This is a genomic window from Enterobacter cloacae complex sp. IR5412 (assembly GCF_049237385.1).
Lineage (GTDB): Bacteria > Pseudomonadota > Gammaproteobacteria > Enterobacterales > Enterobacteriaceae > Enterobacter > Enterobacter intestinihominis.
In genome coordinates this window covers 70,698-81,747 of sequence record NZ_JBMKHQ010000016.1, presented here as the reverse complement: position 1 = coordinate 81,747, position 11,050 = coordinate 70,698, and the positions used below count along the sequence as shown (strand labels likewise).

At 55.0% G+C, this 11,050-nt stretch carries 13 protein-coding genes; 6 read left to right on the top strand and 7 right to left on the bottom strand.

The annotated features are described in order from the left end of the window. Window positions 1–614, bottom strand: a 614-nt coding sequence (locus tag ACOTX2_RS21475; RefSeq protein WP_421625976.1) for an alpha/beta hydrolase, incomplete at its 3' end; no start/stop codon positions are given. 199 nt (window positions 615–813) lie between these two features. On the opposite strand from ACOTX2_RS21475, the gene ACOTX2_RS21470 reads away from it, so the two are divergent. Further along, a complete protein-coding gene (locus ACOTX2_RS21470) occupies window positions 814–1,056 on the top strand; it encodes a ribbon-helix-helix protein, CopG family (protein WP_023298920.1) in 243 nt (80 codons plus the stop codon). Window positions 1,057–1,058: 2 nt separating this feature from the next. After that, a complete protein-coding gene (locus ACOTX2_RS21465; protein WP_080298797.1) occupies window positions 1,059–1,430 on the top strand; it encodes a type II toxin-antitoxin system VapC family toxin in 372 nt (123 codons plus the stop codon). A 39-nt stretch (window positions 1,431–1,469) separates the two neighbouring features. On the opposite strand, the gene fdhE is transcribed toward ACOTX2_RS21465, so the two are convergent. The 4 genes from fdhE to fdnG are packed head-to-tail and all read right to left on the bottom strand — an operon-like array spanning window position 1,470 to window position 6,993. Then, window positions 1,470–2,399, bottom strand: a complete 930-nt coding sequence (gene fdhE / locus ACOTX2_RS21460) for a formate dehydrogenase accessory protein FdhE (RefSeq protein WP_022649835.1) — start codon at window positions 2,397–2,399, stop codon at window positions 1,470–1,472. Continuing rightward, a complete protein-coding gene (gene fdoI / locus ACOTX2_RS21455) occupies window positions 2,396–3,031 on the bottom strand; it encodes a formate dehydrogenase cytochrome b556 subunit (protein ID WP_006808711.1) in 636 nt (211 codons plus the stop codon). Before fdoI ends, fdhE begins: the two co-directional genes overlap by 4 nt. Beyond that, on the bottom strand, window positions 3,028–3,930 hold the full coding sequence (gene fdxH / locus ACOTX2_RS21450) for a formate dehydrogenase subunit beta (protein ID WP_063148344.1): 903 nt from the start codon (window positions 3,928–3,930) through the stop codon (window positions 3,028–3,030). Before fdxH ends, fdoI begins: the two co-directional genes overlap by 4 nt. A 12-nt stretch (window positions 3,931–3,942) precedes the next feature. Beyond that, window positions 3,943–6,993: a formate dehydrogenase-N subunit alpha gene (gene fdnG / locus ACOTX2_RS21445; RefSeq protein WP_087878250.1), complete on the bottom strand. Its 3,051-nt coding sequence runs from the start codon at window positions 6,991–6,993 to the stop codon at window positions 3,943–3,945. Window positions 6,994–7,364: 371 nt separating this feature from the next. On the opposite strand from fdnG, the gene fdhD reads away from it, so the two are divergent. Both fdhD and ACOTX2_RS21435 read left to right on the top strand, forming a co-directional pair. Beyond that, on the top strand, window positions 7,365–8,201 hold the full coding sequence (gene fdhD, locus ACOTX2_RS21440; protein WP_045308722.1) for a formate dehydrogenase accessory sulfurtransferase FdhD: 837 nt from the start codon (window positions 7,365–7,367) through the stop codon (window positions 8,199–8,201). Window positions 8,202–8,315: 114 nt separating this feature from the next. Continuing rightward, window positions 8,316–8,528 (top strand): DUF1471 domain-containing protein, encoded by a 213-nt coding sequence (locus ACOTX2_RS21435; protein ID WP_003861966.1) that lies wholly within the window; start codon window positions 8,316–8,318, stop codon window positions 8,526–8,528. Window positions 8,529–8,568: 40 nt separating this feature from the next. Here the strand turns inward: ACOTX2_RS21435 and ACOTX2_RS21430 are convergent, their stop codons facing one another. Continuing rightward, on the bottom strand, window positions 8,569–8,892 hold the full coding sequence (locus ACOTX2_RS21430; protein ID WP_022649832.1) for an AzlD domain-containing protein: 324 nt from the start codon (window positions 8,890–8,892) through the stop codon (window positions 8,569–8,571). Further along, window positions 8,892–9,551: an AzlC family ABC transporter permease gene (locus ACOTX2_RS21425; protein ID WP_003861971.1), complete on the bottom strand. Its 660-nt coding sequence runs from the start codon at window positions 9,549–9,551 to the stop codon at window positions 8,892–8,894. The genes ACOTX2_RS21430 and ACOTX2_RS21425 overlap by 1 nt, the downstream gene beginning before the upstream one ends. A gap of 103 nt (window positions 9,552–9,654) precedes the next feature. Between ACOTX2_RS21425 and ACOTX2_RS21420 the strand changes: the two genes are divergently transcribed. After that, window positions 9,655–10,203, top strand: coding sequence for a helix-turn-helix domain-containing protein (locus ACOTX2_RS21420; protein ID WP_421625975.1), 549 nt, complete (start codon window positions 9,655–9,657; stop codon window positions 10,201–10,203). Window positions 10,204–10,668: 465 nt separating this feature from the next. Continuing rightward, window positions 10,669–11,050: fimbrial protein (locus tag ACOTX2_RS21415; protein ID WP_421625974.1), on the top strand; the 382-nt coding region annotated here is incomplete at its 3' end.

Here is an 11,050-nt window from a genome sequence, read left to right as displayed (position 1 = left end):
TCGCGAGTAATTACGTAGTCCATGCCATTGAGGGTATAGCTTTCAAAACTGGCCGTAGCGTCGAGCATGGGGTAGATAAGAATGAGCTGTGCGGGATCCCAGAGACCTTTGGCCTTAAGCCGCAATGACGTTACCAGCGCAAGATGCCCTCCCGCACTGTCTCCACAAAGTGTAATCCGGTTTTTATCCACACCTAATTGTTCTGCATTTTGCCAGACAAGATCTGCCGCTCTCTCTGCATCGTCATGCGCAGCGGGGAAGGTATGCTCGGGTGCGAGTCTGTACTGAACCGCAATGACTCGACAGTTACCGTAAAACGCCAGTTGGCGAAGCTGATTATCATGGGTTTCAAACCCACCGCTGACAAAACAACCGCCATGATAGTAGAGGGCACAAGGTAACGTTTCAGGGGCAATGACAGGCGAAAATAGCCGAAAGGTCATCTCCTCAAGAACAAGCGTTTCAACCTGGACACGAGTTTCTGTCTCCCCGGCCAGAGCTGTGCTGGCAACATACCCGGCTCTCCGTTCATCTATATTCTGCTTTCGCGAGGAAGGCCGCCCTGCTGCAATAAAATCTTGTACAAGCTTATCAATTCCCTTTTCCAGCGCCATGGTTACGTCCTCAAGCTGTATTTATATACAGTTTTATAGCCTGGTTTACTAAAGATGAAAACAGAGGAATTTGAAGATATAAATGTCCTGGAAAGCGGCTCGCAAAATCAGTGACTGCCTTAACAATGTTCTTTAACCATGTCTTAATTATGGATATATTGCCTGAAAATTAACCGTAGATGATATACTAAGGTGATATATGAGTCTTTTGGCGGACCTTACTATGGGCAGAATACTGATCGATTTGTCTGATGACGTGATTCAACGACTGGATAACCTGAAGCAGTTGCGCAACCGGCCGCGCGCCGAACTGCTGCGGGAAGCCATAGAACTGTATCTCGACCAGCAGAATTCATCGGTTATCCGCGAAGCGCTTGGCCTGTGGGGAAATCAGCAGGAAGATGGGCTTGAGTACGAACGCAAGCTGCGTGAGGAGTGGTAATGATGGAGCACATGGCTGTGTATGACACCAATATCCTCATCGATCTTTTTAATAACCACGTTGAGGCTGCGGATGCGATCGATCGCACAGCTTCGCATCGTGCCATTAGCCTCATCACATGGATGGAAGTAATGGTGGGCGCTCGCAGGCACGGTCAAGAAGCAAAAACGGCAGCCGTGATGGGGGCCTTTGAAATTATTGATATAACAAGGGAAATTGCTGAAAGAAGCGTATTACTTCGCGAACAGCACGGGATGAAGCTTCCTGACGCCATTATTCTGGCTACTGCTCAGAGCAGAAGCTGTCCGTTAATTTCGCGCAATACGAAAGACTTTTCGGGTATTGCTGGGGTCGTTTCACCTTACCACCTGTAGGCCGGGCAAGCGTGCGCCGCCCGGCATTCTCACAGGAGATTACTCCCCTTCCCCCGGGAACAGGAACGGGTTGATCGAGCTACGGGCAAAGCCCTCCTGCTCCATCTTCGCGTCCAGGATCAGCGAGGCGAGATCGTCGGCTACCGCTTCGACTTTCGGGTCTTTTTCCTGATACAGAATCTTCAGGTAGGTCCCGCAGTCGCCGCAGCTTTCGGCTTTCACCGCCGCGTCTTCGTTTTCCAGCGACCAATAGTTCAGATCGCGGGTCTGTTCGCAGTTGCTGCACTTGATGCGCACCACGTGCCACTCGGTTTCACACAGGTTGCAGTGCAAGTAGCGCAGCCCCTGCGTCGTACCAATCTGTACCATGCTGGAGACCGGCATTGAGCCGCACACCGGGCAAAACTGGCGCGCTTCGCCATATTCAGCGCGGGCTTTACCCGGGATCAGGCTCGCCATTTGCGCCCAGTAGAGCGACAGCGCAGCCCAGATGAACGGCGCTTTATCGCTGCTCACCAGCGAGAAGTCGGAGGCAAACAGCGCGCTCGCCATCTCTTCCAGCTCTTGCTCTGAGGCTTTTTCCAGGTTCTCAATGACCGCCAGCGCCGTGCCGCTCATTTCGGGCTTCAGCTCGGCAATCAGCGAATGCAGCAGCTTATGCCAGTGCTTGTCGCGCGGCAGAACGTGAATGTCCAGCGGCGGCTTGCCCTGCGCGTTGGCTTCTTTGATGCGTGCGGTCAGATCCATTTGCAGCGGGTGGTCGTATAGCACCACTTCCTGCGCATGGGCGACCAGCGCGGCAAAACGCAGAAAATCGCCCAGCGGGTTGTTCTCTGCCAGCTCGCGCAGACGCTCTGCGCGGCGGTTGTAGAGGTTCTTGAGTCTGGGGAACAACAACGGCGGAATATAATCCGCCGTGCGTTTCTCGCTCGACCCCAGCTCATCTTGCGGGATTATGCGAATACTCATTCAGATGACTTTTCCTGTTTCTGGCGGACTTCACGGTACCAGCGCGGGTGATGTTTCTTCGCCCACGTACTGGTTACCCATCCTTCCACCATCGCGGTAATGGTGCCTTTCACCCAAAGGGCGGCGTAGATATGCACCATGATAACCACAATTAACGCCACTGCGGCAAATGAATGCAGCATCAGCGCAAATCGGATCACCGGGATTGAGAAAGCAGGCGCAAAGTACGGACGCCAGATGATCACGCCGCTCACCAGCAACAGGACCAGGAAGATAATCGCCGCCCAGAATACGCATTTCTGGCCGAAGTTATAACGCCCGGTATCACCCACTTCCTCGTTGACGACGATCTTACGAATATTCTTCGCCCAAAAGATATCATCCCGATTGATTAGGTTATGGTGCCAGTAGCGGAAAAACATGATGATAAACGAGGCAAACATCACCACACCCACGAACGGGTGCAGGATGCGCGCCAGCTGCGGCGTGCCCAGTATCTGCATCAGCCAGTTGAAGGAGGGGAAGAAGAACCCCAGCCCGCTTATCGCCGCCAGCATGAAGCAGAAGGCGGTGACCCAGTGGTTGATGCGTTCCGGCGCGGTGTAGCGCACGATGGTGTCACGTTTTCTCATTTGCGCACCTCGTCTTTCTCTTCATGCAGGTTATCGTCTTCCTCTTCCGCGCGGTTCGGACCAACGCCGACGTAGTGGAAGATGCTCGCTGCAAAGGTGGCCGCAAAACCGACCGCGGCCAGCGGTTTCCAGATACCTTTCCAGAACTTCACGGTGGCGCTGATTTCCGGGTTCTCCGGCAGGCCATGGTACAGATTCGGCTTGTCGGCGTGGTGCAGCACGTACATCACGTGCGTACCGCCAACCCCGGCCGGATCGTACAGGCCCGCGTTATCGTAACCACGGGTTTTCAGCTCGCCCACGCGCTCTGCCGCCAGCGTTTTCATATCCTCTTTAGAGCCAAAGTGGATAGCGCCGGTTGGGCAGGTCTTCACGCAGGCTGGCTCCTGACCGACATTTACGCGGTCAACGCACAGCGTACATTTGTAGACGCGGTTGTCTTCCGGGTTCATGCGCGGCACGTCGAACGGACAGCCCGCGATGCAGTAGCCGCAGCCAATACACTGCTCAGACTGGAAGTCGACGATGCCGTTGGCATACTGAATGATAGCCCCTTCTGACGGACACGCCTTCAGGCAGCCCGGATCCGCACAGTGCATACAGCCGTCTTTGCGGATAAGCCATTCCAGTTTGTTGTTCTGTTCCACTTCCGAGAAACGCATTACCGTCCAGGACTTGGCGGTCAGGTCCGCCGGGTTGTCGTACACCCCGACGTTGTGACCCACTTCGTCACGGATGTCGTTCCACTCTGAACAAGCCACCTGACAGGCTTTACAGCCGATACAGGTGGTCACGTCGATAAGCTTCGCCACTTCCTGCTGGTGGTCCCGCGCCTGAGGCGCGGGCGTGAAACCGTTAGTCGCGGAACGACGGATAATGTCTTGAGATTGATAAGCCATAAGTCGTCTCCGTTACACCTTTTCCACGTTCACGAGGAAGGCCTTAAACTCCGGCGTCTGCGTGTTCGCATCACCGACGAACGGCGTCAGGGTATTCGCAATGAACCCTTTCTTCGCCACGCCCTCATAACCCCAGTGAATTGGGATGCCGATGGTATCCACCTGCTGACCATGAACGTTCAGCGTGCGAATACGCTTGGTCACCACCGCCTTGGCTTTGATGTAGCCGCGGTTAGAGGAGACCTTCACGGTATCGCCATGGGCGATGCCGAGCTTGCCCGCCAGCTTCTCGCCGATCTCCACAAACTGTTCCGGCTGCGCGATGGCGTTAAGCAGCGCGTGCTTGGTCCAGTAGTGGAAGTGCTCGGTCAGACGGTAGGTGGTGCCGACATACGGGAACTTGTCCTTTTTACCCAGCGCTTCAAAATCGCCCTTGAAGATACGGGCTGCCGGGTTAGAGACCACGTTCGGGTGCAGCGGGTTAGTACCCAGCGGCGTCTCAAACGGCTCATAGTGTTCCGGGAACGGACCTTCCGCCATCTTATCGATAGCAAACAGGCGCCCCATCCCTTCAGGCTGCATGATAAACGGCCCGACATCGCTGCCTGGTGCGGCAGTGCTGTAGTCCGGAATATCCACACCGCCCCATTTCGCGCCGTCCCACTTGAGTAGCTGACGCTTCGGATCCCACGGGTTGCCCTGCGGGTCAGCAGAGGCACGGTTATAGAGGATGCGGCGGTTAAGCGGCCATGCCCATGCCCAGCCCAGCGTATTACCGAGGCCCGACGGGTCGGCGTTATCGCGGTTGGCCATCTGGTTGCCTTTCGGCGTCCAGCTACCGGCAAAGATCCAGCAGCCGCTTGACGTCGTACCGTCGTCACGCAGGTGTGCGAAGGTGCTGAGCTGATCGCCTTTCTTCGCCAGAACGGTGCCGGTCGCCGGGTCGATAACGTCCGCCAGCGCCTTACCGTTGCTCTCCATGGCCACTTCTTCCGGCGCAGGGTTTTCCGGCGTCGAATAGTTCCAGGTCATGTTCAGCACCGGCTCAGGCGTTGCGCCGCCTTCAGCCGCGTACATTTTACGCAGGCGTAAGAAGATACCGGCCAGGATCTCGCCGTCGTTCAGGGCGATGCCCGGGGCGTCCGCACCTTTCCAGTGCCACTGCAACCAGCGGCCAGAGTTGACAATAGAGCCGTTCTCTTCCGCGAAGCAGGTGGACGGCAGACGGAACACTTCGGTCTGAATCTTCGACGGGTCGACATCGTTCGACTCACCGTGGTTCTGCCAGAACGTCGAGGTTTCGGTATTGAGCGGGTCAATCGTCACCAGGTACTTCAGTTTCGACAGAGACTCGACAACCTTGTTCTTGTTCGGGAACGACGCCACCGGGTTAAAGCCCTGGCAGATATAGCCGTTGACCTGGCCCTGGTGCATCATTTCGAAGTACTGGAGGACGTCGTACCCTTTGTCCCACTTCGGCAGCCAGTCAAAGCCCCAGCTGTTTTCCGCCGTCGCCTTGTCGCCGTAGAAGGCTTTCATCAGCGAGACGAAGAACTTCGGATAGTTGCCCCAGTAGTTTACCTGGCCTTCGAGCAGCGGTTTTGGCGTGCTGGCCGTCAGATAGGTTTGCAGGTCAGTCTGTTTCTCGCTCGGCAGGTTCATGTAACCCGTCAGGCTCTGAGACAGCAGGCCAAGGTCGGTCAGACCCTGAATGTTGGAGTGACCGCGCAGGGCGTTAACGCCGCCGCCTGCCATCCCCATGTTGCCGAGCAGCAACTGAACCATCGCCATGGTGCGGATGTTCTGCGCGCCGATGGAGTGCTGCGTCCAGCCGAGTGCATACAGGAACGACGCGGTTTTATCTTTCGCGCTGGTTTCCGCAATCAACTCGCACACCTTCAGGAAGTCCGCCTTCGGCGTCCCACAGATGTTTTCGACAACCTCTGGCGTATAGCGGGACACGTGCTCTTTCAGCAGGTTCCACACGCAGCGCGGGTGTTGCAGGGTGGTGTCGCGCTTCGCAAAGCCGTTTTCGTCCAGCTCGTAGTTCCAGCTGGTTTTGTCGTACCTGCGTTTTTCGGCGTCATAACCGCTGAACAGGCCATCTTCGAAGTGGTAATCCTCACGCACGATCAGGCTGGCGTTGGTATAGGCTTCGGTGTACTCGCGGTTATATTTTTCGTTGGTCATCAGGTACAGCAATACGCCTGACAGGAAAGTGATGTCAGTACCTGAACGAATAGGGGTGTAGAAATCCGCCACTGACGCTGTACGCGTAAAGCGGGGATCGATCACAATCAGCTTCGCGCCGTTGTGGATTTTGGCTTCCATCGCCCAGCGGAACCCGACAGGGTGCGCTTCAGCGGCGTTACCGCCCATCACCACAATAAGGTTGGCGTTCTTGATGTCGACCCAGTGGTTGGTCATCGCACCGCGACCAAATGTTGGAGCAAGACTTGCTACCGTTGGTCCGTGTCAGACACGCGCCTGGTTGTCGACCGCGAGCATACCGAGTGCGCGCGTAAATTTCTGGGTTAAATAGCCGGTTTCGTTACTGGACGCTGAAGCACACAGCATGCCGGTGGAGAGCCAGCGGTTAACGGTGGTGCCTTCGGCATTCTTCGCAATAAAGTTGGCATCGCGGTCTTCTTTCATCAGCTTAGCGATGCGATCGAACGCCTCTTCCCAGCTGATTTGTTGCCATTTGTCAGAGCCGGGAGCACGGTACTCAGGAAACTTCAGGCGGCTTTCGGAGTGGATAAAATCTACCAGACCGGCCCCTTTCGGACACAGCGCACCACGGTTGACCGGATGATCCGGATCGCCTTCGATGTGGAAAATAGATGCTTTGGCGTTTTTCGCACCGTCGCCGAGGCTATACATTAACAGCCCACAGCCGACGGAGCAGTACGTACAGGTGTTACGGGTTTCGCGGGTGCGCAGCAGTTTATACTGCCGAGTTTCCGCCAGCGCTACGCCGGGCGCAAAGCCCAGTGCCGCCGCCGTGGTGCCTGCCATACCGCCAGCGCAGATCTTAAAGAACTGCCTTCTGCTGACCTGCATGGGTCACTCCTTGGTTCATTACGACATTGCTATGTAGTTTTACTTTGCGGTTGAGAATTAACCGCAAAGGAGAAAAATTTGCGTTAATCCCTCATTTCTCCGAGGGATAAGCCCAGAATACCACAATGTCGGTACGCCTGTTCCAACGGCGTTAAAACAAAGTGAACGTATTATCACGGCATTGATTATAAAGTGTGATATCAATCACATTTCTCTCTGCGGATGTTAAGGGTGTGTAGCAGATGACCGGTTGCACCCCTCCGAATTGAGTAGGAGAATGGATGCTGAAAAGTTGATCCATACTATGCGTAAGGTCCGCTGTTTGTGGTGCAATAGCAGGCTCACTTCCGTGGTTGTTCAGGAATACCGTCGTGTTTAAACAAAACCGTGCTACCCACGCGTCGCCACTGCCTGCGGGCATTGTGGAACTGTCGGTACACAGACCGCCTCACATTTCACATGCCACGCCGGATTTTCTGGCGGAAGAGGTCCCCGTTGCCCTTGTTTACAACGGGATTTCGCATGTGGTGATGATGGCCTCTCCGAAAGATCTCGAGCTGTTCGCCATCGGTTTCTCCCTCTCGGAAGGCATCATTGCGCATCCGCAGGAGATCTACGGCATGGACGTCGTACCGGCCTGTAACGGTCTCGAAGTGCAAATCGAACTCTCCAGCCGCCGCTTTATGGGGCTGAAAGAGCGCCGCCGGGCGCTGGCCGGACGTACCGGCTGCGGCGTGTGCGGTGTTGAACAGCTTAACGATATCGGCAAACCCATTATCCCGCTGCCGTTCACCCAGACGTTCAATCTGGCGCATCTTGATCGGGCGCTTGTGCACCTGAATGACGTTCAGCCCATCGGCCAGCTCAGCGGTTGTACGCATGCGGCGGCGTGGGTATTGCCGTCGGGGAGCATTGCAGGCGGGCATGAAGATGTTGGCCGCCACGTCGCGCTGGATAAGCTGCTGGGCCGTCGCGCTCGGGAAAACAACGTCTGGCAGCAAGGGGCCGCGCTCGTTTCCAGCCGCGCCAGCTACGAGATGGTGCAAAAATCCGCCATGTGCGGCGTGGAAATTTTGTTTGCGGTGTCAGCGGCAACCACGCTGGCGGTTGAAGTGGCGGAGCGCTGCAACCTGACGCTGGTGGGGTTCTGCAAGCCAGGCAGGGCGACAATTTACACCCATCCGCAGCGATTAATTGTTAATCAGTAATTTTGAATGAGTATAGCAAATCCTTCCGCTTTCAGTTGTTCATGATGAGGTCTAGTATTTATCTCATCAAGGCACGGTGCCTTATCTAAACAACTTAACGAAAGGGTTTATCTCATGAAAAGCATCAAAACTTTTGTCGCAGTAATCGCTCTGGCTACATCTTTCGGTTCTTTCGCTGCGCAGACTGTGACCGCATCCGCCTCTACGCTGGACGGTGCAGAAGCTAAAATCGCCGCACAGGCTCAGGAAGCGGGCGCGTCATCCTACAAAATTACTCAGGCATTCACCGGTAACCGCGTACACATGACCGCTGAACTGAACAAATAATTTCGCAGTACCGTCGAAAGAGCGCCCCTGGGGCGCTTTTTTAGTTTATGCCCGCCAGACGCAGCAGCGCCGTCACCACCGCCGCCGCGACGATCACCACAATTAACGGCATTTTGCGCCAGGCCAAAAACACCGCGAACCCCACCCCCAGCACGCGCGCCATCCCGGCAAAATGGTCCCCTTCATAAAACGTTGTCGCCAGCGCGACGGAGAACAACAAAACGGTAGCCGCATCTGAAAGCAGCGCCTGCGACCGTTCAGAAAGCGCCAGCCGGCTGCCGAGTTTTGCCCCGCCGAGACGCATCAGATAGGTTCCGGCAGAAAGAATGGCGATGCCGAGAATAAAGACCGTCATGTTTTCCATTATTTTTTCCTCGCGGCAAGGCCGAGCAAAGAGAGCAGCACCGGCAGGCCAACCGGCGCAAACGGTACGGCGGCCAGCGACAACACCGCGCCGCTACAGGCGCGGATCAGCGTGGTACGGTTTTTAAATGCCGGCACCACTAACGCCAGCAGGATCGCCGGGAACACCGCGTCCAGCCCGATGGTTTCCGGGTCTGGCAGTAGCTTGCCGACCATCGCCCCCAGCACCGCGCCCAGCGGCCAGATGATTGCCACGCCTAACCCGCACAGCCAGTAGGCCGCTTTACGCTGCTCGGCGGTTTTTTGCGACAGGCCAAACACCACGCTTTCATCGTTCATGATATGACAGCCCAGAAAGCTCAGGCCGCGCTTGCCCACCAGGTCACGCACCGTCACGCCGAACGGCACATGGCGCGCGTTTACCAGTAAACCGGCTGCGGCCGCCGCCAGCGGATTGCCGCCGCTCGCCACGATGCCGATGAACATAAACTCGGATGCGCCTGCCAGCACCGTGAGGGAGAGAACAAACGGCACCCACAGCGGGAAACCGTAGGCCATCGCCAGTGAGCCATAAGACATGCCGACCACGCCCACCGCTAGGCAGACCAGGACGATCGCTTTTATCGTGTCGCCTTTCAGGCAAGAGAGGTGATTCTTCATACCATTTTAGCCATATCGAACGTATTTCCATTATAATGAACGCATCAAAAACGTTTTACAAGACGAACGATTCGTTCGTTATAGAGAGAATGAGGCCGTTATTATGACGCAGCCAATCAGCGTAATCGCCAGAAGCCTGGTGCGAGAACGCCTGCGAACCGGACTTTCGCTGGCGGAGATCGCCCGCCGTGCCGGGATCGCCAAATCCACGCTTTCACAACTGGAGTCTGGCAACGGCAACCCTAGCCTGGAAACGCTCTGGTCGCTTTGCGTGGCGCTGGATATTCCGTTTGTCCGGTTACTGGAGCCGCAACAACCCGTCACGCAGGTGATCCGCCGCGGCGAGGGCACAAAAGTTGTCGCCGGGCAGGCGAACTACGAGGCGATTTTGCTCGCGGCGTGTCCGCCGGGGGCGCGTCGTGATATCTACCTGCTGCTGACTCAGCCGGGGGCAGACCGTATTTCCCAGCCGCATCCGCCTGGGTCGGTTGAGCATATTATCGTGACCCAGGGGCGGGCGATGGTCGGCCTGATCGACGCGGCGGAAGAGCTCGGCCCGGGGGATTACATTTGCTATCCCGCTGACCAGCCGCATATCTTTAAGGCGCTGGAGCCAGATACGCACGCGCTGCTGGTGGCGGAACAAAGCTAAACAGCGGCAAACCCGCTGCCGGTAAGACGACAGCGGGGCGATAAAATGAGACTAAGATCATAAAACAAAATATCCATATTAAATATATTCGACCATTAAATCATTTATGGCGTGAATTGTTCTTTGTACTTTAATTTAAGTTTAATACAGTTTTTAGAATATTTAATCATTTGGATTATAAATAAATATGAAAGACTAATTGTTCGTTTATGCGAGAATTCATTGGGTTAGGTGGGAGACGTCACGTTTAATGGCGATGCTTTATCCTGTTAACCTATTTTTGTTATTCATGGAATTTATGTGTGATTACCTTGTTTTTTCGCAGGGCTGCTTATTTTTATGATTTGTTAACCTCTGAAATATATTTACACATAATTTTTATAGGGGTATGTTTGTTCTAAGAAATAATCATTATTCGCGCATTGGCTCTTATAACGATAAGGGCATGTAAAGGAGACAATAAAAATGAAAAAAAGAGTGCTGGTAGCATTTATTGTATCTGTCGGAGTAAGTGGCGCTGTCTATGCAAATAATACCGTACGTTTTTTAGGAGAAGTTACCGATCAAACCTGTACCATAAAAATTAATGGCACCGATTCTTATCCGGTTGTCCTGTTGCCTGCCGTCAGTAAAAGCGAGCTGACGGCCGCGGGGTCCAGCGCAGGGCAAACGCCTTTCACTGTGACGTTGAGCGGCTGCGATGTTACTGCGACGTCGTCATCTTCGGCAGGCGTACGTTTTGTCAGTAATTATCTGGACGGTAACAACCTAAAAAATATCGCGGCGGCAAGCCCGGCGACGAACGTTGCTATTCAGCTACTTGAAGGCACGACCGAGCTGGACTTCA

Excerpts from the sequence above, each read along its gene's own strand:
- ACOTX2_RS21465 (WP_080298797.1), top strand. The coding sequence starts at position 1,059 with ATGGAGCACATGGCTGTGTATGACACCAATATCCTCATCGATCTTTTT.
- ACOTX2_RS21420 (WP_421625975.1), top strand. The coding sequence starts at position 9,655 with ATGACGCAGCCAATCAGCGTAATCGCCAGAAGCCTGGTGCGAGAACGC.
- fdxH (WP_063148344.1), bottom strand. The coding sequence starts at position 3,930 with ATGGCTTATCAATCTCAAGACATTATCCGTCGTTCCGCGACTAACGGT.
- ACOTX2_RS21430 (WP_022649832.1), bottom strand. The coding sequence starts at position 8,892 with ATGGAAAACATGACGGTCTTTATTCTCGGCATCGCCATTCTTTCTGCC.
- ACOTX2_RS21470 (WP_023298920.1), top strand. The coding sequence starts at position 814 with ATGAGTCTTTTGGCGGACCTTACTATGGGCAGAATACTGATCGATTTG.
- fdhE (WP_022649835.1), bottom strand. The coding sequence starts at position 2,399 with ATGAGTATTCGCATAATCCCGCAAGATGAGCTGGGGTCGAGCGAGAAA.
- ACOTX2_RS21425 (WP_003861971.1), bottom strand. The coding sequence starts at position 9,551 with ATGAAGAATCACCTCTCTTGCCTGAAAGGCGACACGATAAAAGCGATC.
- ACOTX2_RS21435 (WP_003861966.1), top strand. The coding sequence starts at position 8,316 with ATGAAAAGCATCAAAACTTTTGTCGCAGTAATCGCTCTGGCTACATCT.
- fdoI (WP_006808711.1), bottom strand. The coding sequence starts at position 3,031 with ATGAGAAAACGTGACACCATCGTGCGCTACACCGCGCCGGAACGCATC.